The 25,979-nt window shown below is 61.8% G+C and carries 24 protein-coding genes and 5 pseudogenes; 17 read left to right on the forward strand and 12 right to left on the reverse strand.

Annotated elements, in window-relative coordinates:
- Window positions 1-58: 58 nt before the first annotated feature.
- The 9 genes and pseudogenes from AB4N42_RS23135 (at window position 59) to AB4N42_RS23175 (ending at window position 6,213) form a co-directional block, all read left to right on the forward strand.
- Complete coding sequence (locus AB4N42_RS23135) at window positions 59-319, forward strand: PepSY domain-containing protein (protein ID WP_460115429.1); 261 nt, start codon at window positions 59-61, stop codon at window positions 317-319.
- Complete coding sequence (locus tag AB4N42_RS23140; protein ID WP_460115430.1) at window positions 225-1,271, forward strand: PepSY-associated TM helix domain-containing protein; 1,047 nt, start codon at window positions 225-227, stop codon at window positions 1,269-1,271. Before AB4N42_RS23135 ends, AB4N42_RS23140 begins: the two co-directional genes overlap by 95 nt.
- Window positions 1,268-1,810 (forward strand): thiamine pyrophosphate-binding protein, encoded by a 543-nt coding sequence (locus tag AB4N42_RS23145; protein WP_460115431.1) that lies wholly within the window; start codon window positions 1,268-1,270, stop codon window positions 1,808-1,810. Before AB4N42_RS23140 ends, AB4N42_RS23145 begins: the two co-directional genes overlap by 4 nt.
- Window positions 1,807-2,133, forward strand: a complete 327-nt coding sequence (locus tag AB4N42_RS23150; RefSeq protein WP_030137810.1) for a hypothetical protein — start codon at window positions 1,807-1,809, stop codon at window positions 2,131-2,133. Before AB4N42_RS23145 ends, AB4N42_RS23150 begins: the two co-directional genes overlap by 4 nt.
- Window positions 2,130-2,705, forward strand: a complete 576-nt coding sequence (locus tag AB4N42_RS23155) for a DUF6162 family protein (RefSeq protein ID WP_460115432.1) — start codon at window positions 2,130-2,132, stop codon at window positions 2,703-2,705. Before AB4N42_RS23150 ends, AB4N42_RS23155 begins: the two co-directional genes overlap by 4 nt.
- A 34-nt stretch (window positions 2,706-2,739) precedes the next feature.
- Window positions 2,740-3,669: a metal ABC transporter substrate-binding protein gene (locus AB4N42_RS23160; protein WP_460115433.1), complete on the forward strand. Its 930-nt coding sequence runs from the start codon at window positions 2,740-2,742 to the stop codon at window positions 3,667-3,669.
- Window positions 3,666-4,421 (forward strand): metal ABC transporter ATP-binding protein, encoded by a 756-nt coding sequence (locus AB4N42_RS23165; protein WP_460115434.1) that lies wholly within the window; start codon window positions 3,666-3,668, stop codon window positions 4,419-4,421. The genes AB4N42_RS23160 and AB4N42_RS23165 overlap by 4 nt, the downstream gene beginning before the upstream one ends.
- Window positions 4,418-5,317 (forward strand): metal ABC transporter permease, encoded by a 900-nt coding sequence (locus AB4N42_RS23170; RefSeq protein ID WP_460115435.1) that lies wholly within the window; start codon window positions 4,418-4,420, stop codon window positions 5,315-5,317. The genes AB4N42_RS23165 and AB4N42_RS23170 overlap by 4 nt, the downstream gene beginning before the upstream one ends.
- Window positions 5,318-6,213 (forward strand): annotated as a pseudogene (locus AB4N42_RS23175) (metal ABC transporter substrate-binding protein).
- 273 nt (window positions 6,214-6,486) lie between these two features.
- On the opposite strand, the pseudogene prpF reads toward AB4N42_RS23175, so the two are convergent.
- The 5 genes and pseudogenes from prpF to AB4N42_RS23200 form a co-directional block, all read right to left on the reverse strand.
- A pseudogene (gene prpF / locus AB4N42_RS23180) lies at window positions 6,487-7,679 on the reverse strand (2-methylaconitate cis-trans isomerase PrpF).
- A gap of 53 nt (window positions 7,680-7,732) precedes the next feature.
- Window positions 7,733-10,324, reverse strand: a complete 2,592-nt coding sequence (gene acnD / locus AB4N42_RS23185) for a Fe/S-dependent 2-methylisocitrate dehydratase AcnD (RefSeq protein ID WP_460115436.1) — start codon at window positions 10,322-10,324, stop codon at window positions 7,733-7,735.
- Between the two features lie 197 nt (window positions 10,325-10,521).
- Window positions 10,522-11,649 carry a bifunctional 2-methylcitrate synthase/citrate synthase gene (gene prpC / locus AB4N42_RS23190; RefSeq protein ID WP_030137802.1) on the reverse strand — a complete coding sequence of 376 codons (1,128 nt, stop codon included), beginning with the start codon at window positions 11,647-11,649 and terminating at the stop codon, window positions 10,522-10,524.
- Between the two features lie 41 nt (window positions 11,650-11,690).
- The gene (gene prpB / locus AB4N42_RS23195; RefSeq protein WP_217861513.1) at window positions 11,691-12,581 is read right to left on the reverse strand and encodes a methylisocitrate lyase; all 891 of its coding nucleotides are present in this window, start codon (window positions 12,579-12,581) and stop codon (window positions 11,691-11,693) included.
- A pseudogene (locus AB4N42_RS23200) lies at window positions 12,578-13,292 on the reverse strand (GntR family transcriptional regulator). Before AB4N42_RS23200 ends, prpB begins: the two are co-directional and overlap by 4 nt.
- A gap of 279 nt (window positions 13,293-13,571) precedes the next feature.
- On the opposite strand from AB4N42_RS23200, the pseudogene rloA reads away from it, so the two are divergent.
- From rloA to pabB, 4 genes and pseudogenes are all read left to right on the forward strand, one after another.
- Window positions 13,572-14,109: pseudogene (gene rloA / locus AB4N42_RS23205) on the forward strand (retropepsin-like aspartic peptidase RloA).
- A 5-nt stretch (window positions 14,110-14,114) separates the two neighbouring features.
- Complete coding sequence (gene rloB / locus AB4N42_RS23210; protein ID WP_030137798.1) at window positions 14,115-15,647, forward strand: osmotic stress tolerance membrane protein RloB; 1,533 nt, start codon at window positions 14,115-14,117, stop codon at window positions 15,645-15,647.
- Window positions 15,647-16,633, forward strand: a complete 987-nt coding sequence (locus tag AB4N42_RS23215; RefSeq protein WP_030137797.1) for an alpha-L-glutamate ligase-like protein — start codon at window positions 15,647-15,649, stop codon at window positions 16,631-16,633. Before rloB ends, AB4N42_RS23215 begins: the two co-directional genes overlap by 1 nt.
- Before the next feature lie 286 nt (window positions 16,634-16,919).
- A complete protein-coding gene (gene pabB / locus AB4N42_RS23220) occupies window positions 16,920-18,263 on the forward strand; it encodes an aminodeoxychorismate synthase component I (protein ID WP_460115437.1) in 1,344 nt (447 codons plus the stop codon).
- Between the two features lie 67 nt (window positions 18,264-18,330).
- Here the strand turns inward: pabB and thrH are convergent, their stop codons facing one another.
- On the reverse strand, window positions 18,331-18,948 hold the full coding sequence (gene thrH / locus AB4N42_RS23225; RefSeq protein WP_198797967.1) for a bifunctional phosphoserine phosphatase/homoserine phosphotransferase ThrH: 618 nt from the start codon (window positions 18,946-18,948) through the stop codon (window positions 18,331-18,333).
- Window positions 18,949-19,122: 174 nt separating this feature from the next.
- Here thrH and AB4N42_RS23230 point away from each other — a divergent pair, with 174 nt between their 5' ends.
- From AB4N42_RS23230 to AB4N42_RS23240, 3 genes and pseudogenes are all read left to right on the forward strand, one after another.
- A complete protein-coding gene (locus tag AB4N42_RS23230; RefSeq protein WP_198797966.1) occupies window positions 19,123-19,866 on the forward strand; it encodes a phosphoadenylyl-sulfate reductase in 744 nt (247 codons plus the stop codon).
- Window positions 19,867-20,033: 167 nt separating this feature from the next.
- Window positions 20,034-20,285: pseudogene (locus tag AB4N42_RS23235) on the forward strand (NCS1 family nucleobase:cation symporter-1); the annotation flags it as partial.
- Window positions 20,286-20,347: 62 nt separating this feature from the next.
- Window positions 20,348-21,076: an aspartate/glutamate racemase family protein gene (locus AB4N42_RS23240; protein WP_030137792.1), complete on the forward strand. Its 729-nt coding sequence runs from the start codon at window positions 20,348-20,350 to the stop codon at window positions 21,074-21,076.
- A gap of 147 nt (window positions 21,077-21,223) precedes the next feature.
- Here AB4N42_RS23240 and AB4N42_RS23245 read toward each other — a convergent pair whose 3' ends face one another.
- Complete coding sequence (locus AB4N42_RS23245) at window positions 21,224-22,147, reverse strand: LysR family transcriptional regulator (RefSeq protein WP_030137791.1); 924 nt, start codon at window positions 22,145-22,147, stop codon at window positions 21,224-21,226.
- 125 nt (window positions 22,148-22,272) lie between these two features.
- Between AB4N42_RS23245 and AB4N42_RS23250 the strand changes: the two genes are divergently transcribed.
- Window positions 22,273-23,019: a 3-oxoacyl-ACP reductase family protein gene (locus tag AB4N42_RS23250; protein ID WP_030137790.1), complete on the forward strand. Its 747-nt coding sequence runs from the start codon at window positions 22,273-22,275 to the stop codon at window positions 23,017-23,019.
- Between the two features lie 69 nt (window positions 23,020-23,088).
- On the opposite strand, the gene AB4N42_RS23255 is transcribed toward AB4N42_RS23250, so the two are convergent.
- The 5 genes from AB4N42_RS23255 to AB4N42_RS23275 form a co-directional block, all read right to left on the reverse strand.
- Window positions 23,089-23,784, reverse strand: coding sequence for an HAD-IA family hydrolase (locus tag AB4N42_RS23255; RefSeq protein WP_030137789.1), 696 nt, complete (start codon window positions 23,782-23,784; stop codon window positions 23,089-23,091).
- A gap of 328 nt (window positions 23,785-24,112) precedes the next feature.
- Window positions 24,113-24,484, reverse strand: coding sequence for a hypothetical protein (locus tag AB4N42_RS23260; RefSeq protein ID WP_030137788.1), 372 nt, complete (start codon window positions 24,482-24,484; stop codon window positions 24,113-24,115).
- A 90-nt stretch (window positions 24,485-24,574) separates the two neighbouring features.
- Window positions 24,575-24,778, reverse strand: coding sequence for a hypothetical protein (locus AB4N42_RS23265; RefSeq protein ID WP_198797963.1), 204 nt, complete (start codon window positions 24,776-24,778; stop codon window positions 24,575-24,577).
- A gap of 39 nt (window positions 24,779-24,817) precedes the next feature.
- Window positions 24,818-25,102, reverse strand: a complete 285-nt coding sequence (locus AB4N42_RS23270) for a hypothetical protein (RefSeq protein ID WP_033864399.1) — start codon at window positions 25,100-25,102, stop codon at window positions 24,818-24,820.
- Between the two features lie 12 nt (window positions 25,103-25,114).
- Complete coding sequence (locus tag AB4N42_RS23275; RefSeq protein ID WP_030137786.1) at window positions 25,115-25,525, reverse strand: hypothetical protein; 411 nt, start codon at window positions 25,523-25,525, stop codon at window positions 25,115-25,117.
- Window positions 25,526-25,979 lie beyond the last annotated feature (454 nt).

Below are 25,979 nucleotides of genomic sequence, written 5' to 3' on the forward strand. Positions count from 1 at the left end.
TTCTCAGTGTTACGAAGCCCGTGACACGGAACCTTTCATCGAATCAAGACGTTCAATCATGTCCAAGAAGTCCCGCTCCAAACTCTGGTTCCTCGTCCATAGCTGGTTGGCGCTGCCTATCTGGTTCTTCGTGCTGATCGTCTGCGTCACCGGCACCTTGGCCGTGGTCAGCCAGGAGATCGTCTGGCTGGTCAACCCCGAAATGCGCGCCAGCAAGCCCACCGATGACGCCCCGTTGCTCAGCTACGATCAGGTCATCGCCGCCATCAGAGCAAGCCCAGCCGCTGACCCAGGTGCAAAGTATCGTGCGTCCGGATGAGTCGCATTTTGCCCTGGAAGCCAAGGTCACTTACCCCGACGGGCGGCCGGATACTGTCTATGTCAATCCGTACAGCGGCGTTATCCAGGGATCGGCCCCGGCGTTCAACTTCCGAGGCTTCACCCGCGCCCTGCATGGCTGGTGGCTGGTGCCGTTCACCAACGGCTACAGCTGGGGCTGGTACCTGGTATCGTTTCTCGGCCTGCCGATGCTGGCGTCGCTGGTGACAGGGCTTGTCGTCTACAAGCGTTTCTGGAAAGGTTTCCTGCGCCCGACCCTGCGTATCCGCCACGGCGCCCGTATTTTCTGGGGCGATTTCCATCGGCTCAGTGGCATCTGGTCGATCTGGTTCATCGCGGTGATTTCCGTGACCGGTACCTGGTTCCTGATCGAAGCCGCGCTGGCCGACAACGGCATTTCCATCTCCAGCGCCCCGGTCGTACCGGTGGTGGCCCGTGAAAGCGTTCCGTTGTCTGCCGATGGTGCTGCTCCAGCGCAATTGAACCTGGACCGTGCCATCGAGATTGCCCGGCAGCAAATTCCCGGGCTGGAAGCAAGTTTCGTCAGCCTGCCGGGCAATGCCTACAGCCATCTGGAGGTCGGCGGACGCGGCTGGTACCCATTGATGTTCCAGACCGCGACAATCAATCCCTATAACGGTGAGGTGGACGCCTCGCGGTTGTTGTCGGACCGTACGGCACTGGAGTTCGTCACCGAATCCATGCGGCCCTTGCACACCGGGGATTTTGGCGGGATCTGGATCAAGCTCATCTGGTTTTTCTTTGGCCTGATCCTGAGCATGATGGTCCTGAGTGGATTGCTGATCTGGACCAAACGCACCGCCCTGGCCACCGCCAACGCCGTCAAGCGCAGCCAGAAACCTGCCCGGCCAGCTCGGGTTGCGTCGTCGTTGCAGCCCCTTCACCGTGACTCACCGGAGGGCAGCCTGTGAACCCGTCCACCACAACCACAGCACCTTCAAGCCTGGGCCGGTTCTGGCATAAATGGCGCTTCCATCTCAATGTGCTGTTGCTGCTGATCCCCTTGGGCTTCATGCCCAAGTACCTCTCGGAAGCGGCGTTGTTCCGGGGTGACGGCGGGCTCGGTGAGCGGGAAGTCGGCGAAATCCAGGTCGGGCCGTGGAGCCTGCGCCTGGCGGAGTTTCGCAACGAAGCGCCCCGTACCCAAGGTCCTGCCGGCCCCATGAAGCACTTCAATGCCGCTTTGTGCCAACGCTGCATCAGCCAGGTGAAAGCCACCTACCTGCGCATCGGCAAGCCTCGCAGCCTGCGGGCCGCCGGGGTGATTTTCTTCGGGTCGCCCTATCGCATGGGCGCCATGTTGCCGGTGCCAAAGAAGACTCAGCCAGACGCCGAGCTGTGGATCACCCTCGAAGGCTGGGATGGCTCGATGCATCAAGCCTCCATTCCCCTGGACCAGGCCTCCCCGGCCACCGTCGCCTGGCTGAAAACCCAAGGAGCCCGACCATGACCTTCCGCGCCCCCCTCAACAGCCTGGCGCTGCTGCTGTGCGCAGGCTTGAGCACCAGCGCACTGGCCCACAACCCCATGTGCGAATGCAAGGCCATCGACGCCGAACAGATCCAATGCACCGGCGGCTTTTCCGACGGCAGCGGCGCCCCCGGGGTGACCCTGGATGTGATCGGCTACGACGAAACCATCCTGGTCCCCGGCAAGCTCGGCGCCGACTCGAAGCTGACTTTCAAGAAACCGAACGCTGAATTCTACGTACTCTTCGACGCCGGCCCCGGCCACGTGGTGGAGATCGACCAAGCCGACATCGAGGCCCCATGAGCGCTCCCACCACTCAAGTCATCCGCCCCGCGGGCGCCGGCCATGAAACCCTTTACGTCCTGCTGTTGTGCCTGATCATCGTCTTGGGCGCCGGTTCGGTGGTGGCCTGGCATGGCGAAACCCAGGAGGTCGCCCACCTGGAAAGCAACCAGTTGGACGCCCGCCGCGACCTCAGCGCCGCCGAGCAAGGTATTTATGCCGACCTGCGGGTGACGCTGGACGAAATCCGCATCCTGCGCGAAAGCGAGCAAGCCCTTCCCGTCCCGGAGGCGTTGGCCGATGAAGGCTTTGCCCCGTTCGCACAGGACGCCAGTTCGGTCAGTCGCGGCGGGCACGCCTGGCAACTGCTGGGCGAACGCGCCTACTTCGGCGCGAGCAGCAACCGGTCCGTTGCGGGCTCCTTTCTGATGCGCATCAGTGAAAGATCCGACGCGCCCCCGGACATCTGGCTCAACCGCAGCCACCCTGCGACCGCGCCCACCGCATTGGACGAGGCTGCATTGTCCGCCGCTGGTTGGCAACAGATCGTCGCGCAGTTCGATGCCGGCGTAACCCGCCAGCACCGGCATTGACCCCCGCCCTCATTCAAGAGAAGACTGCTTGCCCATGTCTATCGCCTCCCAACGCCGCCCCTTGCTGCGCCTGCTGTTGATCGGCCTGCTCGCCTGCCTGTTCACATCACAGGTGAACGCCGATACAGCCAAGCGCCTGCGCATCGGCATCACCTTGCACCCCTATTACAGCTACGTAGCCAATATCGTCGGCGACAAGGCCGAAGTGGTGCCGCTGATCCCGGCCGGTTTCAACCCCCACGCCTACGAGCCCAGGGCCGAAGACATCAAGCGCATCAGCGGCCTGGATGTGATCGTGCTCAACGGCGTCGGCCATGACGATTTCGCCGACCGCATGATCGCTGCCAGCGAAACGCCGAACGTGAAGGTCATCGAAGCCAACGAAAACGTGCCCTTGCTGGCCGCCACTGGCACCGCCGCCCGGGGCGCGGGCAAGGTCGTCAATCCCCACACCTTCCTGTCCATCAGCGCCTCCATTGCCCAGGTCAACAATATCGCCCGGGAGCTGGGCAAGCTCGACCCGGACAACGCCAAGACCTACACGCAAAACGCCCGCGCCTACGGCAAGCGCCTGCGGCAAATGCGCGCCGACGCCTTGGCCAAGCTGACCCAGGCACCGAATGCCGAGCTGCGAGTCGCCACGGTCCATGCCGCCTATGACTACCTGCTGCGCGAATTCGGCCTGGAAGTGACCGCCGTGGTCGAGCCGGCCCATGGCATCGAGCCGAGCCCCAGCCAGTTGAAAAAGACCATCGACCAACTGCGCGAGCTGGACGTGAAGGTGATTTTTTCGGAGATGGATTTCCCTTCAACCTACGTCGACACCATCCAACGTGAATCGGGCGTAAAGCTGTACCCGCTTTCGCACATTTCCTACGGTGAATACAGCGCCGAGAAATACGAAAAAGAGATGACCGGCAACCTCGATACCGTGGTCCGCGCGATCCAGGAGGCCGGCGCATGACCGTACAGGAAACCCTTATCCAGCAACCGGCCGGTCCGTTGATCGAGTTCGCCGACATCAGCCTTGAGCTGGGGCGCACCACGATTCTCGACAACGTGGGCTTCCAGGTGCAACCCGGCAGCGTCCATGCCTTGGTCGGCCCCAATGGCGGCGGCAAGAGTTCGCTGATCAAGACCTTGCTCGGACAAATGCCGCACCAGGGACGCCTGAGCTTGCAATGGCCAGGTGAGCCCGGCGTCATCGGCTACGTTCCTCAGGCACTGGAATTCGATCGGGGCCTGCCCATGACGGTGGACGATTTCATGGCGGCGATGTGTCAGCGACGGCCAGCCTTTCTCGGCTTGAGCAGACATTACGCGGGTGCCATCGGCCGGGCCCTGGAGCGGGTCGGCATGCACGACAAGCGCAAGCGACGCATGGGCGCGCTGTCTGGCGGTGAGCGCCAGCGGGTATTGCTCGCCCAAGGCCTGATTCCTTCACCACTACTGCTGGTGCTGGACGAACCGATGTCAGCCCTCGACGAGGCCGGCATCCAGGTGTTTGAACGGTTGCTGCAGGACTGGCGCCAGGCCGGGATCACCGTGCTGTGGATCGAACACGACCTGGAAGCCGTCGGACGCCTGGCCGACCGTGTCACCGGCCTGAATCGCCGGGTACTGTTCGACGGCCCGCCACGCCAGACCCTGACCCCGGAGCGACTGCTGACGCTGTTTTCCACCCATCCACGCACGAACGGGAGCGCGGCCCGATGAGTTATGAAGCCTTTCGCTTGATGGTCCAGGGCTGGGCGTCGGCCGGCTATCTGCCTGAAGCGCTGGCCTACGGTTTTGTGGTCAATGCGTTGCTGGCCGGGCTGTTGATCGGCCCGGTGCTGGGTGGCCTCGGCACGCTGGTGGTGGTCAAGCGCTTCGCGTTTTTCTCCGAAGCCGTGGGCCATGCGGCGCTGACCGGCGTGGCCATCGGTATCCTGCTCGGCGAACCCTACACCGGGCCATACGGCAGCCTGTTCGGCTACTGCCTGCTGTTCGGCATCCTGCTCAATTACCTGCGCAACCGCACCGGCCTGGCGCCCGACACGCTGATCGGCGTCTTCCTGTCGGTGTCCCTGGCCTTGGGCGCGAGCCTGCTGTTGATCCTGGCAGGCAAGATCAACGTGCACATCCTGGAGAACGTGCTGTTCGGCTCGGTGCTGACGGTGAACGGCAACGACCTGCTGGTACTCGCCGTGGTCGGCTCGTTGGTGATGGCGCTGGCGTTGCCGCTGTACAACCGCATCATGCTCGCCAGCTTCAATCCGCAACTGGCGGCGGTGCGCGGGGTGGCGGTCAAGACGCTGGACTACCTGTTCGTGGTCCTGGTGACGTTGATCACCGTGGCGGCGGTGAAAGTCATCGGCGCCATCCTGGTGGGGGCGTTGCTGGTGATTCCGGCGGCAGCGGCGCGCCTGCTCAGCCAATCGTTGAAAGGCTTTTTCTGGTGCTCGGTGCTGATCGCCACTGTCAGTACCTTGTGCGGGATCCTCGCGCCGATTGTGTTCGACCTGCCGATCCCGTCCGGTGCCGCGATCATTCTGGTAGCCGGCATCGCCTTCGTCCTGAGCGCCATCGCCCGTGGCGTCATCCCCAGCCTCAAAGGGAATCTTGGATAAATGGTTTTTTCATTGCGACAACTGACGTTGGCCGTCGCGTTGTGCGGCGTGGCCGTCACTTCATCATTCGCTGCTGAAAAGGTCCGCCTGCTGGCGTCGTTGCCGGTCACCTACGGGTTGGGCGAGGCCTTGCTCAAGGGGACCGAGGTCAGCCTGGAGCGAGCGGCGCCCGCCAATCTGCCCGGCACCCGCCAGAGCGCCTACTTCAGTGGTCGTGGCGCGCCGGCCCTGGGCAAACTGGCCAGCGACGCCGACGCCGTGATCGGCCTGCGCTCGTTATGGCCGGACGACCCGCTGTATCCCATGGCTCGACGCAGCAATATCCGCATCGTCGAAGTCGACGCCGCGCGCCCGGTGGACGGTGCCCTGCCCGGCATCGCCGTGCAACCGGGCATGGCCGATGGGTTGGCGAGCCAGCCGTGGATGGCCAGCCATAACCTGGGGCGCATGGCCGACGTGATCGCCGCCGACCTGGTGCGCCTGGCCCCGGCGGACAAAGCGAAAATCGACGCCAACCTGGCGGCCATCAAGCAGCGCCTGCTCAAACTCAGCGCCGACAGCGAAAAACGCCTCATGCCGGCGCTGACAACCTGAGCGTGGTCAGCCTGAGCGAGCATTTCGGTTACTTGATCAGTGGATTGAATCTGGATGGCATCAGCACCGACGCCCGCCCTGACACCGAGTGGACGCCCGAGGCCCTCAAACAATTGACGACCATATTGAAAGACAACGACGTGGCGCTGGTGCTGCATCATAGCCAGCCCTCGGATGCGCTGAAGGCAGCCATCACCGAAGGCGGTAGCCAACTGCTGGTGTTGAGCACCGATGGCGCCGATCCGGTGGCGGAACTGGAAAGCAATGTAGGACTGGTGGTCACCGCACTGACGGCGGACTGACGGAAGAAATACGATCAACCTGTGTGCGAGCTTGCTCGCGATGAGGTCGGCACATTCAACATTGATGTGGACTGACACTCCGCTTTCGCGAGCAAGCTCGCTCCCACAGGTTTGATCGTGGATGTTCGAAGATTCTGTGTTCACCACAAATCCACTGTGGGAGCGGGCTTGCTCGCGAAAGGATCGGCACATTCAACATTGGCGTCGACTGATACACCGCCATCGCGAGCAGGCTCGCTCCCACAGGTTTTGTGTTACTCCTGAAGTATCGCGTTAGAACACATCCCCCGGCACCCGCACGAACCCTTCCATCAACACCCGCGCACTGCGGCTCATGATGGCTTTTTTCACGGTCCATTCTCCATTGACCTGGCTGGCCTCGGCGCCGACGCGCAGGGTGCCGGACGGGTGGCCGAAACGCACGGCGTTGCGTTCGATACCGCCGGCTGCCAGGTTTACCAGCGTGCCGGAGATCGCCGCGGCCGTGCCGATGGCCACCGCTGCGGTGCCCATCATGGCGTGGTGCAGCTTGCCCATGGACAACGCCCGCACCAGCAAATCGACGTCGCCAGCCGCCACGGCTTTTCCGCTGGACGAGAGGTAATCCGCTGCGGCGGCGCGACAAACGCGACTTTCGGGGTGTGCTGGCGCTGCGCGGCTTCGTCCAAGTGCTTGATCAAGCCCATCCGCAAGGCGCCATGTGCGCGGATGGTTTCGAACATCGCCAACGCCTTGGGATCGCCATTGATAGCGCCCTGCAGTTCGGTGCCGGTGTAGCCCACATCACGAGCATTGATGAAAATCGTCGGGATCCCGGCGTTGATCAGCGTCGCCTTCAAAGTGCCGACACCAGGCACCTCCAAGTCATCCACCAGATTGCCGGTAGGGAACATCGAGCCGCCACCACCCTCCTCCTCGGCCGCCGGGTCCATGAATTCCAGCTGCACTTCAGCCGCCGGAAACGTCACGCCGTCGAGCTCGAAGTCACCGGTTTCCTGCACCGCTCCATCGGTGATGGGCACGTGGGCAATGATGGTCTTGCCGATGTTGGCCTGCCAGATGCGCACCACGGCCACGCCGTTCTGCGGAATACGGCTGGCATCCACCAGACCGCTGCTGATGGCAAACGACCCTACCGCCGCCGACAGGTTTCCGCAGTTGCCGCTCCAGTCCACGAACGGCTTGTCGATGGACACCTGGCCGAACAGGTAATCGACATCGTGGTCGGCGCGGGTGCTCTTGGACAGGATCACCGTCTTGCTGGTGCTGGACGTCGCGCCGCCCATGCCATCGATCTGCTTTTCGTACGGATCGGGACTGCCGATCACCCGGAGCAACAGGGCATCCCGGGCCGGGCCGGGGACGCGGGCGGCTTCGGGCAGGTCTTGCAGGCTGAAGAACACGCCTTTGCTGGTGCCGCCACGCATGTAGGTCGCGGGGATCTTGATTTGAGGCGAGTGAGCCATGTGCTCTAACTCCTTGAAAAATGGGCGGCCAGAAAACCGGCTACCCAAGCGATTTAAACGGCGATCGCCGACTCGAGGAAGTCCTGGGCGAAGCGTTGCAGCACGCCCCCGGCTTCGTAGATCGACACTTCTTCTGCCGTATCGAGGCGGCAGGTTACCGGCACTTCGACGCGCTCGCCGCTCTTGCGAGTCATCACCAAAGTCAGCGTCGCCCGCGGCGTGCGCTCGCCGATCACGTCATAGATTTCGCTGCCGTCGATGCCCAGGGTCTTGCGATCGGTGCCGGGCTTGAACTCCAGCGGCAACACGCCCATGCCCACCAGGTTGGTGCGATGGATGCGCTCGAAGCCTTCGGCAGCGATCGCCTCGACACCGGCCAGGCGCACGCCCTTGGCCGCCCAGTCGCGGGACGAGCCCTGGCCGTAGTCGGCGCCGGCAATGATGATCAGCGGCTGCTTGCGCTCCATGTAGGTCTCGATGGCTTCCCACATGCGCATGACCTTGCCTTCCGGCTCGACCCGGGCCAGGGAGCCCTGCTTGACATTGCCGTTCTCGACGACCATTTCGTTGAACAGTTTCGGGTTGGCGAAGGTGGCGCGTTGTGCGGTCAGGTGATCGCCACGGTGGGTCGCGTAGGAGTTGAAGTCCTCCTCCGGCAGGCCCATTTTCGCCAGGTATTCCCCGGCGGCGCTGTCCAGCATGATGGCGTTGGACGGCGACAAGTGGTCGGTGGTGATGTTGTCCGGCAGCACCGCCAGCGGGCGCATGCCCTTGAGCGGTCGCGCACCGGCCAACGCACCTTCCCAATACGGCGGGCGACGGATATAGGTGCTTTGCGGGCGCCAGTCATACAGCGGCGTGACTTTCGGACCGGTGTCTTCCTGGATGGCGAACATCGGGATGTACACCTGGCGAAACTGCTCCGGCTTCACCGACGCCTTGACCACGGCTTCGATTTCTTCGTCGCTCGGCCAGATGTCCTTGAGGCGGATTTCCTGGCCGTCCACCACGCCCAGCACATCCTTCTCGATGTCGAAGCGGATGGTCCCGGCGATGGCATAAGCGACCACCAGCGGCGGTGATGCCAGGAACGCCTGCTTGGCGTACGGATGGATGCGACCGTCGAAGTTGCGGTTGCCCGACAACACGGCGGTGGCATACAGGTCGCGGTCGATGATTTCCTGTTGGATCACCGGGTCCAGCGCGCCGGACATGCCGTTACACGTGGTGCAGGCAAACGCGACAACGCCGAAGCCCAGCTTTTCGAGCTCGGACGTCAGGCCCGCTTCATCCAGGTACAGCGCCACGGTTTTCGAACCCGGCGCGAGGGACGACTTGACCCACGGCTTGCGCGCCAGACCCAGGCGGTTGGCGTTGCGCGCCAGCAGGCCGGCGGCGATCACGTTGCGCGGGTTGCTGGTGTTGGTGCAACTGGTGATGGCGGCGATGATCACTGCGCCGTCGGGCATCTGCCCCGGCACATCGTCCCACTGGCCGGAGATGCCTTTGGCGGCCAGGTCCGACACCGCGACGCGAGCGTGCGGGTTGCTCGGGCCGGCCATGTTGCGCACCACCGAGGACAGGTCGAAGCTCAAGCCGCGTTCGTATTGCGCGCCCTTGAGGCTGTCGGCCCACAAGCCTGTGGTCTTGGCGTAGTTCTCGACCAACTGCACTTGCTGGTCTTCGCGGCCGGTGAGCTTCAGGTAATCAATGGTCTGCTGATCGATATGGAACATCGCCGCCGTGGCGCCGTATTCCGGGGCCATGTTGGAGATGGTTGCCCGGTCGCCCAAGGTCAGGGCGCTGGCGCCTTCGCCGAAAAATTCCAGCCAGGCACCGACGACTTTCTGCTTGCGCAGGAACTCGGTCAGCGCCAGCACCATGTCGGTGGCGGTGATGCCCGGTTGCAGTTTGCCGGTCAGTTCGACGCCGACGATTTCCGGCAGGCGCATCCACGAGGCGCGGCCAAGCATGACGCTTTCGGCTTCCAGGCCACCGACACCAATGGCGATCACGCCCAGGGCGTCGACGTGAGGCGTGTGGCTGTCGGTACCCACGCAGGTGTCAGGAAAGGCAACGCCGTCCCGCTGCTGGATCACCGGCGACATTTTTTCCAGGTTGATCTGGTGCATGATCCCGTTGCCTGGCGGAATCACGTCAACGTTCTTGAAGGCTTTCTTGGTCCAGTTGATGAAGTGGAAGCGGTCTTCGTTGCGGCGGTCTTCGATGGCGCGGTTCTTGGCAAAGGCCTGGGGATCGAAACCGGCGCTTTCCACCGCCAGCGAGTGGTCGACGATCAGCTGGGTCGGCACCACCGGGTTGACCTGCGCCGGGTCGCCACCTTGCTGGGCGATGGCGTCGCGCAAACCGGCGAGGTCCACCAGGGCGGTCTGGCCGAGAATGTCGTGGCACACCACCCGCGCCGGGAACCATGGGAAATCCAGGTCGCGCTTGCGCTCGATCAGTTGCAGCAGCGATTCACGCAGCGTGGCCGGGTCGCAGCGGCGCACGAGGTTTTCCGCCAATACGCGAGAAGTGTACGGCAGGCCGTCATAGGCGCCGGGGCGGATGGCCTCCACTGCGCCACGAACGTCGAAGTAATCCAGCGAGGTGCCGGGCAGCGGTTTGCGAAATTCTGTGTTCATCGTCAGGACTCGGGTCACGGTGGTTTCAGAGGGTTGGCGCCGGACTTGAAGCACCCCCGACCACTGTGGGAGCGAGCTTGCTCGCGATAGCGGTGTATCTGTCGACATGGATGTTGAATGTCAGTACGCAATCGCGAGCAAGCTCGCTCCCACAGGGTTTCGGGGGTATCCAGTTCCGGCGGCTAGAACCCTCCAGCTCAGCGTCGTTCGATTGGCACGAACTTGCGCTGTTCGACGCCAGTGTATTCGGCGCTCGGTCGGATGATGCGGTTGTTGGCGCGTTGTTCGAACACGTGGGCGGCCCAGCCGGTCAGGCGCGAACAGACGAAGATCGGCGTGAACAACTTGGTCGGGATGCCCATGAAATGGTACGCCGAGGCATGGTAGAAATCGGCGTTAGGGAACAGTTTCTTCTGCTCCCACATGGTCTTGTCGATGGCTTCGGAGACCGGGAACAGCACCGTGTCGCCCACTTCGTCGGCGAGCTTTTTCGACCAGCCCTTGATCACCTCGTTGCGCGGATCGTTGTCCTTATAGATAGCGTGGCCGAAGCCCATGATCTTGTCCTTGCGCGCCAGCATGCCGAGGGTGCCTTCGATGGCGTCCTGCGGTGAACTGAAGCGCTCGATCATTTCCATCGCCGCTTCGTTGGCGCCGCCATGCAGCGGGCCGCGCAACGAGCCGATGGCGGCGGTGATGCAGGAGAACAGGTCAGACAAGGTAGAGGCGCAGACCCGCGCGGTGAAAGTCGAGGCGTTGAACTCGTGCTCGGCGTAGAGAATCAGCGAGACATTCATCACCTTGACGTGCAACTCGCTTGGTTTCTTGCCGTGCAACAGGTACAGGAAGTGGCCGCCGATGGAGACTTCGTCGGTCACGCATTCGATGCGCTGGCCTTCGTGGCTGAAGCGATACCAGTAGCACATGATCGCTGGGAACGCTGCCAGCAGGCGGTCGGTCTTGTCGTGCTGTTGGGAGAAATCCTGCTCGGGCTCCAGATTGCCCAGGAACGAGCAACCGGTGCGCATCACGTCCATCGGGTGGGCGTCGGCGGGAATGCGCTCCAGCACTTCTTTCAAGGCTTGAGGCAGATCGCGCAACTGGCGCAATTTACCGGTGTAGGCGTCCAGTTGGGCCTGGGTCGGCAGCTCACCGTACAGCAGCAGATACGCCACTTCTTCAAATTGGGCGTCTGCCGCCAGGTCGCGAACGTCGTAGCCGCGATAGGTCAAGCCGGCACCCGACTGGCCTACGGTGGACAATGCGGTTTGCCCGGCCACCTGGCCACGGAGCCCGGCGCCACTGAGTACTTTTGCTTCGGCCATGTTGCTGTCTCCATTTTCTTGAATTTGTAGGGAGTCGCGCCTTACTTCTTCGCCGCGAACAACGCATCGAGCTTCTGCTCGAAGGTGTGGTAGTCGATGCGATCGTAAAGCTCCATGCGGGTCTGCATGGTGTCGATGACGTTCTGTTGCGTGCCGTCGCGGCGGATCGCGGTGTAGACGTTTTCGGCTGCCTTGTTCATGGCCCGGAACGCCGACAGCGGGTACAGCACCAGGGACACGTCGGCACCGGCCAGTTGTTCGGTGGTGTACAGCGGGGTCGCGCCGAATTCGGTGATGTTGGCCAGGATCGGCGCCTTCACGCGGCTGGCGAACAGCTTGTACATCTCGAGCTCGGTGATGGCCTCGGGGAAAATCATGTCGGCACCGGCCTCGATACATGCGGCGGCGCGGTCAAGCGCCGATTCCAAACCTTCAACGGCCAGGGCATCGGTGCGCGCCATGATCACGAAACTGTCATCGGTGCGGGCATCGACGGCGGCCTTGATGCGGTCGACCATTTCCTGCTGCGAGACGATTTCCTTGTTCGGGCGGTGGCCGCAGCGCTTGGCGCCGACCTGATCCTCGATATGAATCGCCGCCGCGCCGAACTTGCTCATCGACTTGACCGTGCGCGCCACGTTGAACGCCGAGGAGCCGAAACCGGTGTCCACGTCCACCAGCAGCGGCAGGTCGCAGACATCGGTGATGCGGCGCACATCGGTCAGCACATCATCCAGGCCGGTGATGCCCAGGTCCGGCACGCCGAGGGAACCGGCCGCGACGCCGCCACCCGACAGGTAGATCGCCTTGAAACCGGCGCGCTTGGCCAGGAGGGCGTGGTTGGCGTTGATGGCGCCGACCACTTGCAGCGGATGCTCGGTGGCGACCGCGTCGCGGAAACGCTGGCCTGGCGTGCTCTTGCTGGAACTCATGACTCACCTCGTTCAGTGGCGGCGCTGTCCTGGAAATGACGCGCGATGTTGCGTTTGGAAGCGCCGATGTGCCGGGCGCATCAATAATTCAGCCAGTTCGCCGTCACGGTCGGCGATGGCGTCGAGAATCCGGTGGTGCTCGGCAAAGGCCTGGCGCGGACGGTTGGGCGTGGTGGAAAACTGGATGCGGTACATGCGCACCAATTGGTATAGCTCGCCGCAAAGCATCTGCGTCAGGGTGCGATTGCCGCTGCCCTGGATGATCCGATAGTGAAAGTCGAAATCGCCTTCTTGCTGGTAATAGCCGACACCGGCCTGGAACGCCGCATCGCGTTCATGGGTTTCGAGGACATGGCGCAGTTCGTCGATTTCCTCGATGGTCATGCGCTCGGCCGCCAGACGGCAAGCCATGCCCTCCAGGGACTCACGGATCTCGTACAGTTCGAGCAATTCGGCGTGACTGAGCGAAACCACCCGAGCGCCGACGTGGGGCACGCGCACCAGCAGGCGCTGGCCTTCCAGGCGATGGATCGCCTCGCGCAACGGCCCGCGGCTGATGCCATAGGTACGCGCCAGCTCGGGTTCGGAGATCTTGCTACCTGGAGCGATCTCGCCTTTGACGATGGCGGCCTGGATACGCCGGAAGACGTTCTCGGACAGCGTCTCCGAATCGTCTTGAGCCATCAGCGGTGTTTCGAGCTGATCGAGCATATTGTCGACACCTTGAAATTCAATATGGCAAAAACTAACCAACAACCCGCCATACGTCAAAAGAAAAATCAACATTGTCGACAATCGTCTAATAATCGCCTGCGCCATAACCGGGCGAATGGTGACGCGCAGCGTCCGGGCAGCGGTGGCGTCAGAAAACCACCGTGCTAGAATGCCGCGCGATTTGCCGCTCTCCTTTTATAGGGAAGGCTGCCCAGGGAGCTTGTGCAGTAATGCCATGGCCTGAACCGATAAACGGAACGCTGCGCACCAGGATCTATGACACTCAAGCCCTTTTCTGCCGCTCTGTATTTCATGTGCCTGCCGGGGCTTGCCGTGGCGGGCGAAAAAACCGTGTACGGCCTCAACGAATACGCGGCGCTGCAAGGCATTGACCTGGAGGTCGCCGCCAAGCTCGACACCGGCGCCAAGACCGCCTCCCTCAGTGCCCGCGACATCAAGCGCTTCAAGCGCAATGGCGAATCCTGGGTGCGTTTCTACCTGGCCATCGACGCCGCCCATTCGCACCCCATCGAACGCCCGCTGGCCCGTGTCAGCAAGATCAAGCGCCGCGCCGGTGACTACGATCCGGAAGAAGGCAAGAAATACACGGCCCGGCCGGTCATCGAACTGGACATCTGCATGGGCTCTGCCCTGCGCAGCATCGAAGTGAACCTGACCGACCGCAGCGCCTTCCAATACCCGTTGCTGATCGGCTCCGAAGCGCTCAAGCGTTTCGATGCGCTGGTCGACCCCAGTCTCAAATACGCTGTCAGGCAAACCCGCCTGCGCCAATGCCGCTCATACCGCAGAGTAATTCCAATGCGCTCCCTTACCCTCCATCTGAAAATGCTGATCGCCATCCTGGTGGTGCTGGGCCTGTCGGTAACGGCCTATCAGATTTTCGTGCTCGGCATCCCGGTCACCGAAGACGCCACCGACGATTTGTGGAACATCGACGCCAAGGTCGAGTTCGTGCCCAACGCCAAGGATCCGGTGAAGATCCAGATGTTCGTGCCGCCGTTGAGCCGCGACTATGTGAGCCTCAACGAGAGTTTCATTTCCAACAACTACGGCGTGGCGGTGAACCGGGTCGACGGCAATCGCAAGGTGACGTGGTCGGCCCGTCGCGCCAAGGGCAACCAGACCCTTTATTACCGCCTGGTACTGACCAAGCGCTACAGCGCCGAGAAAACCAAGGTCAAGGGCCCGACGTTCCGCGACAGCATCGCCGTCGAAGGCCCCGAGAAACTGGCCGCCGAAGCCCTGCTCGCGCCGATCCGCCAACACTCGGCCGATGTCGAGACGTTCATCAGCGAAGCGATCAAGCGGGTCAACAATCTCAACGACGACAACGTCAAGCTGTTGCTGGCCGGTGATCCGTCTTCAAGCAACAAGGCGCGGATCGTCGAGCTCGTGCTGTCCATCGCCCACGTGCCGGTGGAAAAAGTCCACACCATCCGCCTGGTCGCCGACCAGCCGCAGATGCCCGAGCTGTGGCTGCGCAGTTTCAACGGCACCGACTGGCTGTATTTCAACCCGGACACCGGCGAGCAGGGCCTGCCCACCGACCGCCTGTTGTGGTGGACCGGCGATGAAAACCTGATCACCGTCGATGGCGGCAAGAAAGCCACCGTCACCTTCAGCATGAACAACAGCGAAATGAACGCCATTCGCCTGGCCAAGCTGACGGACGAGAACACCGACGCCAATTTCCTCGAATACTCGCTCTACGGCCTGCCGCTGCAAACCCAGCAGACCTTCATGATCATGGTGATGATCCCGATCGGCGTGCTGGTGATCCTGGTGCTGCGCAACCTGATCGGGCTGCAGACCCTCGGTACGTTCACCCCGGTACTGATCGCCCTGGCCTTCCGCGAGACGCAACTGGGCTTCGGCATCATCCTGTTCACGGTCATTACCGCGCTGGGCCTGTCGCTGCGTTCCTACCTGGAACACCTCAAGCTGCAGATGCTGCCGAGGCTCTCGGTGGTGCTGACCTTCGTGGTAGTGCTGATTGCCGCCATCAGCCTGTTCAGCCACAAGCTCGGCCTGGAGCGCGGCTTGTCGGTGGCGCTGTTCCCGATGGTGATCCTGACCATGACCATCGAACGCCTGTCCATCACCTGGGAAGAACGTGGCGGTGGCCATGCGATGAAAGTCGCCATCGGCACTTTGTTCGCCGCGTCCCTGGCGCATCTGATCATGAGCGTGCCGGAGCTGGTGTACTTCGTGTTCACTTTCCCGGCGATCCTGCTGATCCTGGTGGGCTTCATGCTGGCCATGGGTCGTTATCGCGGCTACCGCCTGACCGAGCTGGTTCGGTTCAAGGCCTTCCTCAAGGCTGACTCCTGATGTTCGGCTTCTGGAAGACGTGGAAGGCCCTCGAGGCCCGGGGCATCATGGGCATCAACCGGCGTAACGCCGACTACGTGCTCAAGTACAACAAGCGCAGCCTGTACCCCATCGTCGATGACAAGATCATCACCAAGGAACGGGCCATCGCCGCCGGCATTCATGTGCCGGAACTGTACGGGGTGATCTCCACCGAGAAGGAAATCGACAAGCTCGACGAGATCATCGGCGGGCGTACCGACTTCGTGATCAAGCCGGCCCAGGGTGCCGGCGGCGACGGCATCATTGTCATCGCCGACCGCTTCGAAGGCCGCTATCGGACGGTGTCGGGCAAGATCATCAGCCACGAGGAAATCGAGCACCACGTCTCCAGCATCCTCACCGGCCTGTATTCCTTGGGCGGGCACCGTGACCGGGCGCTGATCGAGTACCGCGTGACTCCGGACCAGATCTTCAAGAGCATCAGCTACGAAGGCGTGCCGGACATCCGCATCATCGTGCTGATGGGTTATCCGGTGATGGCCATGCTGCGCTTGCCAACCCGTCAGTCTGGCGGCAAGGCCAACCTGCACCAGGGCGCCATCGGCGTGGGCGTCGACCTTGCCACGGGCCTGACCCTGCGCGGCACCTGGCTGAACAACATCATCACCAAGCACCCCGACACCACCAATGCGGTGGACGGCGTGCAACTGCCCTACTGGGACGGTTTCATGAAACTGGCCGCCGGTTGCTATGAACTGTGCGGGCTGGGCTACATCGGCGTCGACATGGTGCTGGACCAGGAAAAGGGTCCGTTGATCCTGGAACTGAACGCCCGCCCGGGGCTGAACATCCAGATCGCCAACGACTGCGGCCTGACCTTGCGTACCCACGCGGTGGAAGCCCACCTGGAAGAGCTCAAGGCCCGCGGCGTGACCGAAACCGTGGAAGAGCGCGTGGCGTTTGCCCAGGAACTGTTTGGGCATATTCCGCCGGTTGAGGGGTGAGGCCGTCAACTTGAATATGACGAACCTTGTGGCGAGGGGATTTATCCCCGCTGGGTTGCGAAGCAACCCTAAAACTTACCAACCTCGGTATACCAGGCTGACTGCATCTGCCTGTTTGGGGGTTGCTGCGCAACCCAGCGGGGATAAATCCCCTCGCCACAGTTAAAGCTTCGCCACAAGTAGCTTCGATAACCACAGACGTGCTCATCTCCGACATCCCCCTAGGAGCAAATCCTACAGGGGATTACAATCGCTCCCCCGCCTGAACGGCTGACCCACCCCGCCCATGCCAACCTGCTCCGTACACCCATTGCCCTACCGCGCCAACCCCGCCGAGTATTTCGCGGCGATCCGCCATGCCCCCGGCAGCGTCCTGCTCGACAGTGGCCGACCGAGCGCCGAACGCGGACGCTACGACCTGCTCAGCGCCTGGCCATTGGAACAACTGGCGGTACGGCCTGACGAAACTGGCAGCGATTTCCTGCAACGTCTTCGGATGCATCTGGCGCAACTGGGCCATGCGGAACTCCCAACGACGGTGCAATTGCCCTTCGTCGGCGGCTTGATCGGCTACTTGAGCTACGACTTCGGCCGACACCTCGAGGCCTTGCCTTCACAGGCACAAGATGATCTGCAATTGCCCGACGCGCGTTTCGGCCTGTACGACTGGGCGTTGATCTCCGATCACCAGGCCGGCACCAGCCAATTGGTCTTCCATCCCCATTGCGGCGAGAGTGAACGGCAACGACTGATCGAGCTGTTCAGCTGGCCATCCGCAGCGCCTGCCACCGCATTCAGTCTTGCAGGCCCGATGGCACCCGACCTTAGCGCCGACGCCTATCGACAGGCATTCGAACGCATCCAGGCGTATATCCAGGCCGGCGATTGTTACCAGGTCAACTTTGCCCAGCGCTTCCGCGCCCAATGCCACGGCGATGCCTGGACCGCTTATCAGGCGTTGCGGACGGCGTGTCCGACGCCGTTCTCAGGCTTCCAAAGCCTGCCGGAAGGCGATGCGGTGTTGAGCCTGTCGCCGGAGCGCTTCGTCAAGGTCAGCGAAGGCCGCGTCGAAACCCGTCCGATCAAGGGCACCCGGCCCCGTGGCACAACGCCCGACGAAGACGCCGCCCACGCCGCCGAGCTGCTGGCCAGCCCCAAGGACCGGGCGGAGAACCTAATGATCGTCGACCTGCTGCGCAACGACCTGGGCCGCACGTGCCGTGTCGGCTCGGTGCGGGTGCCGGAGCTGTTCAGCCTTGAAAGCTACCCGAACGTGCACCACCTGGTCAGCAGCGTGACCGGCGAGCTGGCGGAGGGCAAAGATGCCTTGGACCTGATTGCCGGCAGCTTCCCCGGCGGCTCGATCACCGGCGCGCCGAAAATCCGCGCCATGCAAATCATCGACGAACTCGAACCGACCCGACGCGGGCTGTATTGCGGCTCGTTGTTGTACCTGGACGTGCGCGGGGAAATGGACAGCTCAATCGCCATCCGCAGTTTGCTGGTCAAGGACGGGCAAGTGTGCTGCTGGGGCGGCGGGGGGATTGTCGCGGATTCGGATTGGGAGGCGGAGTATCAGGAATCGATGACCAAGGTTCGGGTGTTGCTCGATACCTTGCAGAATCTCTGAACAATCCCCTCGGCCTGACACACAACCCTGTGGGAGCGAGCAAGCTCGCTCCCACAGGGTTGTGTGTTTACAGGCTCAGGGAGCGGTTCGAGGCCTTGATGAATTCCTGCTTCAACTCGGTAAAGGTATGCACTGCCGGGAATTGCGGGAATTCGCGGATCACGTTTTCAGGCGCATGGAACAGGATCCCGGCGTCGGCTTCACCCAGCATCGTGGTGTCATTGTAGGAATCCCCCGCCGCAATCACCCGGTAATACAGACTCTTGAAGGCCAGGACCGACTGGCGCTTCGGATCTTTCTGACGCAACTGGTAGCCGGTCACTCGCCCGCCGTCATCGGTGATCAAACGATGGCAAAGCAATGTCGGGAAGCCCAGCTGGCGCATCAATGGCTGGGAAAATTCGTAGAACGTGTCGGACAGAATCACCACCTGGAACCGCTCGCGCAGCCAGTCGACGAATTCGATGGCGCCGTCCAGCGGCTTGAGGGTGGCGATGACTTCCTGGATGTCGGAGAGCTTTAGCCCGTGTTCATCAAGGATGCGCAACCGTTGCTTCATCAGCACGTCGTAGTCGGGGATGTCCCGAGTGGTTGCCCTGAGGGATTCAATCCCGGTTTTTTCAGCGAAGGCGATCCAGATCTCCGGGACCAGCACACCTTCCAGGTCGAGACAGGCAATTTCCACAAGACACTCCCATTTTTTCTGATGTTTATCGGTTGAGCGAACAAAAGGCCTGCCGACTCTAGCCATTCGTCGAAGCCCGCGCAACGCACAGGAACGCGCCAGTCCCGGCAGCTTTTGTTACCATCAGCCCCCTATAGAGCGCCCAGCGCCACCGACCTGTAGGAAACCGCCCTGATGAGCCCATCGTTCGACGTCGTGGAATTCGCCACGACCTATGCCAACAAGTCCCCGCAGGACATCCTCAAGCTGGCCTTCGCCGAGTTCGGCGACGAGCTGTGGATATCGTTCAGTGGCGCCGAAGACGTGGTGCTGGTGGACATGGCCTGGAAACTGAACAAGAACGTCAAGGTATTCAGCCTCGACACCGGTCGCCTGCACCCGGAAACCTATCGTTTTATCGATCAGGTGCGCGAGCACTACAAGATCGACATCGAGCTGATCTCGCCCGACCATACGAAACTGGACCCTTTCGTGAAGGAAAAAGGCTTGTTCAGCTTCTACAAGGACGGTCATGGCGAATGCTGTGGCATCCGCAAGATCGAGCCGTTGCGACGCAAGCTGACCGACGTTCGCGCCTGGGCCACCGGCCAGCGCCGCGACCAGAGCCCTGGCACCCGCAGCCAGGTGGCGGTACTGGAAATCGACACCGCGTTTTCCACCCCGGAGCGCACGCTGTACAAATTCAACCCGTTGTCGCAGATGACCAGCGAAGAAGTCTGGGGTTATATCCGCATGCTTGAGCTGCCTTATAACAGCCTGCACGAGCGCGGCTTCATCAGCATCGGCTGCGAGCCCTGCACCCGCCCGGTGTTGCCGAACCAGCACGAGCGCGAAGGTCGTTGGTGGTGGGAAGAAGCTACGCAGAAGGAATGCGGGCTGCATGCCGGGAATATCATCGCCAAGTCCAAGACCGTTTAAGCGACAGACGAACCCTGTACACAAAAAATGTCATCCCCAGGTGGCATTTTTGTGTGCGTTTTAGATATGCCTGCCCCTAAAAGTTACACATCCCCTCCCACCTAACCGTCCCCCCTTCCACTGGCGTCCGCCGGACAAATAAATACCTGTTTAATCGGTCAATTGGCGAGGACCCAAACGGCGCGTATTTCTACAGCAACAGCAACGGGGTCAACCTGCGTGCGGTGGCTGCATTCATTCCGGCGGCGCTGATTGCGATTATCCTGGCGCTGGTGCCCGGTTTCGACAGCGTTTCACCGTTTTCCTGGCTGATTGGCGCTTCGATTGCAGGGCTGTTGTACCTGATCATTGCCAAGCGCGAGGCTTACTACGAGGACGTCAGCGGCGAGTCCATCGCTGTGGATAACGTCAGCCATTAACCCAGGGAAAGCGGCCCGGCCGGTGCGGGTCGCCTGGTATTTCATTTAAAAAAGGACAGCTCATGCGAATTCTAGTGGTCAACGTCAACACGACCGAGTCCATTACCCAGGCCATTGCCCGACAAGCCCAAGCAGTGGCCGCGCCGGGTACCGAGATCATCGGGCTCACGCCGCATTTCGGTGCCGACTCCATCGAAGGCAACTTTGAAAGCTACCTTGCGGCCATTGCGGTCATGGACCGGGTGATGTCCTACGACCAGCCGTTCGACGCGGTGATCCAGGCCGGCTATGGCGAACATGGCCGTGAAGGCCTGCAGGAACTGCTGGATGTGCCGGTGGTGGACATCACCGATGCTGGCGCCAGCACCGCGATGTTCCTGGGCCATGCCTACTCGGTGGTGACGACGCTGGACCGCACCGTGCCGCTGATCGAAGACCGGCTCAAGCTGTCCGGCCTGTTCGACCGCTGCGCCTCGGTGCGGGCCAGCGGCCTGGCGGTATTGGAGTTGGAGCAAGACCCGCAACGGGCCGTCGAAGCCATCGTGCAGCAAGCCGAACTGGCGGTCAGCCAGGACAAGGCCGAAGTGATCTGCCTGGGCTGCGGCGGCATGGCCGGGCTCGATGAGCAGATCCGCCAGCGCACCGGCGTGCCGGTGGTCGATGGGGTGACGGCGGCGGTGACGATTGCCGAATCGCTGGTGCGGCTGGGGCTGTCAACGTCCAAGGTGCGGACTTATGCGACGCCTCGGCCGAAAAACATCGTTGGCTGGCCGGGGCGGTTTGGGCGGTGAGTTCACAGCTTTAGACCGTGGCGCGCCGAATCGCGAGCAAGCTCGCTCCCACATGGATTTCCAGCGTCCACACAAAGTGTGTTTATTGCAAAATCCTGTGGGAGCGAGCTTGCTCGCGATTAGAGCCAACTCAATCCAGCGCCCAACTCAAACCGCACTGAACCGCTTGGCCAACCCCAGTTCGGCAAACCGCTCGATGATGAAATCCACGAACGCCCGGGTCTTGCCTGGCAGCAGTTTGTGTTCGGCGTAATAGATAGAGATGTTGCCGTCATCGACATACCAGTCTGGCAGCACTCGTTGCAACTCGCCGCTGTCCAGGTACGACACGGCAAACGGCATGCTCACCATGGCGATGCCCAACCCTTGGGCTGCGGTGATGCAAGCGGCTTCCGAGTCACTCATTGTCATCTGCGCCTTGAGCGTCAACGGGCTGTGTTCCCGGTTGCGGCTGGTCAGTTGCCATGAACGGATCCGCCCAGTCTGCGGTGAGCGGATCAGAATGCCGTGATGTGGCGCCAGGTCTTGCGGCTCAAAGATGGCGGAGTGACTCTGCAGATACGCTTGGGATGCAACCAACACGCGATGAGCCACCGTCAACTTGCGCGCCACCACGCCTTGGGGCAGTTCGAAACCGCCGCCAATGGCCGCGTCGAAGCCTTGGCCGATCAGGTCAACCTGGCGATTATCGAAATGCCAGTCCGGGTTGATCGCCGGGTACCGTCCCAGGAATTCCCCCAGCAACGGCACGACAAACAAACGCCCGAACGCCGTGCCCATGCTCACCTTCAGCGTGCCGGCTGGCTGCCCCCCGGCGCTGGCGAGGTTGGCGACAGCGTTCTGGATCGTATTGAAACTGCTGCCTACTTCTCGCAGGAATAGCTGCCCGGCCTCGGTCAAGGTCAGGCTGCGAGTGCTGCGCTGGAACAGCCGCACGCCCAGGCGCGCCTCAAGCTTGGCCACGCTCTTGCCCACCGCCGCGGGTGTCAGGCTCAGGCGTCGCGCAGCCTCGGCGAAGCTGCCGACCTCGGCGCTGCGAACAAAACATTCGATACTGCTGAAACTCTCCATGGCGCCCACTATAAACTTTTGGTTTACACAGACTATATCAACGAAGGTCTACCCAGCCGATAGCCTAGTCTTGATACTCGCCCCATCAACCGCGGCATTTCGCCCCGGCACCTTTGGAGAAATACATGAGTACTCAAGCACTGAACGGTAAAGTCGCCTTGATCCAAGGCGGTTCCCGCGGCATCGGCGCCGCCATCGTCAAACGCCTCGCCGCAGAAGGCGCTGCCGTAGCGTTCACTTACGTCAGCTCCGGTACAAAATCCGAAGAACTGCAGAACAGCATCACCGCAGCCGGCGGCAAAGCCTTGGCAATCAAGGCCGACAGCGCTGATGCCGACGCCGTCCGTAACGCCGTCACCGCCACCGTCGAAGCTTTTGGCCGGCTGGACATCCTGGTCAACAATGCTGGCGTGCTGGCCATGGGGCCACTGGAAGAATTCAAACTCGAAGATTTCGACCAGACCCTGGCGATCAACGTGCGCAGCGTGTTCGTTGCCACCCAGGCCGCCGCGCGGCACATGACCGAGGGCGGTCGGGTCATCAACATCGGCAGCACCAACGCCGACCGCATGCCCTTCGCCGGCGGCGCCGCGTACGCCATGAGTAAATCTGCGCTGGTGGGGCTGACCAAAGGCCTGGCCCGTGACCTCGGCCCGCGCGGCATCACCGTCAACAACGTGCAGCCCGGCCCGGTGGACACCGACATGAACCCGGCCAACAGCGACTTCGCCTCCAGCCTGATGGACCTCATGGCAGTCGGTCGTTACGGCACGGTGGAAGAAATTGCCAGCTTCGTCGCTTATCTGGCAGGCCCTGAAGCGGCATACATCACCGGGGCCAGCCTGACCATCGACGGTGGTTTTGGCGCCTGACATCAACTCGTAAAAAAGCCGGTCAGGGCTGGACCCTGACCGGCTTTTTCCATTATGTCGAAGCGGTTGTCATGCCCACTCCAATTCCGGCAAACCGCACAGGCTTGGCTGGAACATCCTCAAGGAGCGAATGATCCCGTCGGCGTGGGCGTATTTTTCGTCCGCCATGGCCGAATCCGGAATGGCGATGGCGGTCATGCCAGCGGCTTTCGCAGCAGTCACGCCGAACGGTGAATCTTCGAATACCAGGCAGTCGCGAGGCTCGACACCCAGGCGCCGGGCGGCGGTGAGGAAGATATCGGGCGCCGGTTTCGCCGCCCCGACTTCTGGGTCATCCGCCGTCACGATGCAATCGAACAACGCGAACCAGTCCCGGTGCAACGTGGTTTTCAGCGCAAAGGTAGGGCTCGACGAACTGGTTCCCACCGCAATCGGAATGTCGTGGGCCTTCAGATGCCGCACCAGCTCCTCGGCGCCAGGCATCCCCATGGCGTGGGGAAAACGCTCGCGCATCAGGGGCTCGCGGATGATCAGGAATTCTTGAGGGGTGATCGGCAATTCCAGCGCCTGGACGACGTAATTGGCCAGATCCGTGGCCCCACGCCCGATGATGTTCTGCTTGACGCTCCAATCGAACGTGCGCCCGTAGCGCTCGGCGATAATGGAGGTCACCTCGGTGTAGATGCCCTCGGTATCGAGCAACAAGCCATCCATGTCGAAAATCACAGCCTTGATGGGGCCAAACTTTTTCAGTGGTGCATTCATCGCATCTGATCCGTTATCAACACAACATTCCAGGGATGGCTCAGGTGCGGCCAGCGTAGCGTGTTCGCCTTAAAGGATTCAGCAGAATAGCTAAGGAGGCTTGGAACCGGCAATGGGAAATCCATGGACGGTTTTTGTGGCGAGGGAGCTTGCTCCCGCTCGGTTCTGTAGGAGCTGGCGAAGCCTGCGATCTTTTGATCTTTCGCTTGAGATTCAAGTGTCTTTGGAAAGATCGCAGCCTCGTTGCACTCGACAGCTCCTACGCACCCCAGCGGGAGCAAGCTCCCTCGCCACAAAAGCGGAATCGGTTTGGATGACGATGCAGCGGTTATTGACCCGAGCTGCCGGAGCCGCTCGACCCCGAGCCACTGCCGCCCGAGCTGCCACCGCTGCCACTGGTACCGGTTCCACCTCCACTGGAAGAATCGCCGCCCATCGAACTACCACCGCTGGTCGAGCCGCTTCCGGTGCCGGGGCTGGTGCTGCTGCCGCTGGCATCGCCGCCATTTCCTCCACTCACCGAACCTGGCGGCAACGCATTGCCACTGGCATCGGTGGTGGACCCGGCGTCCATCTGGGTCGAAGGCGGCATGCCTCCCTTGTCGACCGGCGCGCCGTCCGAGGATTGTGCGAAAGCCGTCCCTGCGCTGGCCGAAAGAATCCCGGCCAGCGCCAGGGCCGTGACGTTTGTCTTCATCATGGTAAGTCTCCTTTTCAAGATAACTACCTGATGTCTGGCAACCATGGCGCGCCGATGGTGCCGCAAAATCGACGGACGGGGGGGTGAGGGTCAGCTTGGCTTGCCGGACGCATCGTCGCCCGCGATATCCGGGTCGTCCGGCGTCGCCTCGACGTCCTGATCGTCGCTTGGGACTTGCTCGATGCCGCTATCGTCATCGGGTGGTCGCTGATCGCGACTCAGCGAATCGGTGGGCGAAGGCAGCGGGTATTCCGGGGTTTCATCGTCGTCGGGAACAGGCGAATCAGCTGACATGATGGCCTCCTGGTGATGCCGTTTCAGGAACAAGCGCGATTACTTGTAGGACTCGTCCTCAAGCTCCGCGTCTTCATCTTCGATCAAGGGAACCTGGGCGTCGTCCATTAGCGAGCCGGGGTCTTCATTGCCCGGGTCGTTGACACCCGGATCGTTGATGAAGGGCACGCCCGAGGGGCCTTTTTCTTCCTTTCCTTCGGTTTCCGGCGTCATGGCATACCTCGCAATCGCAAGTGGGTGTATGGATTCGAGGAGGTGGAGCGTTAAACGTTCCGGGGAAATGCCCAATAAGAACAAACCCGGCACAAGGCCGGGTTTGTTCATGCATGCATGCGCTTAGCGGTGTTTTCTCTTGTGCTTATGCTTCTTGCCACCCGAATGCCCATCACCATCATTGGACAGGTTGCTGCCCAAGGCACCACCCGCCGCCCCGCCGATGCCCGCACCAATGGTAGAGCCCGTCGAACCGCCCAAGCGGTTGCCAACGATCGAACCACCGGCCGAACCCAGCCCGCCACCAATGGCCGCTTCCGTACGGCTGCCCTTGCGAGCGCCCACCGCACTGCCGGCGGCGCCACCCACACCGGCGCCAATCGCGGCGCCGGTGCTGCCACCCATTTGCTGGCCGACCACATTACCCAAGACACCGCCAAGACCACCGCCAACCGCTGCGGTACCGTCGCCAGCGGCCATCGCGCCCTGAGCGACCACAAGCCCAAGCACCAAGGTGGACAAAGTCAAACGCATGATAGAAACCTCAAGAATGCCGCATCGGGAAATAGAGTCGGTGCGCGCGGGCGCGAGTGTACGCCAAACCGCGTCAGCCTTGACGGTTGGACCACAAACGCAACGGTAGTTTTATAACAGGCAAAAAAAAGCCCGCTGGGGAAACGGGCAGGTACTGCTTTCTAACGGATGAGCTCAGACTACTTACTCGAGTGTGAAAGAAACGTGAAAGCAATTGTCTGTAGGAAAAAGATTAAAAATATTTACAAAACTCCGCTTTTCCCAAGTCCGAAAAAAAGCCCCGTTCGGTGACGGGGCTGCGCTTGCATTATTTCCTGAGCGGAATCCTGGGTAAAAACTTGGCTTTTTCCCCTCGCTGCACTTTGGACACCTTCGTCCTGATGGACTTGATTGGCTCGTCGCCAAAGTCCGATCGATAAGCGGCCTGACCACACTGCAAACCTTCGTTGATCGG

It is taken from the genome of Pseudomonas sp. H2_D02 (assembly GCF_054677635.1).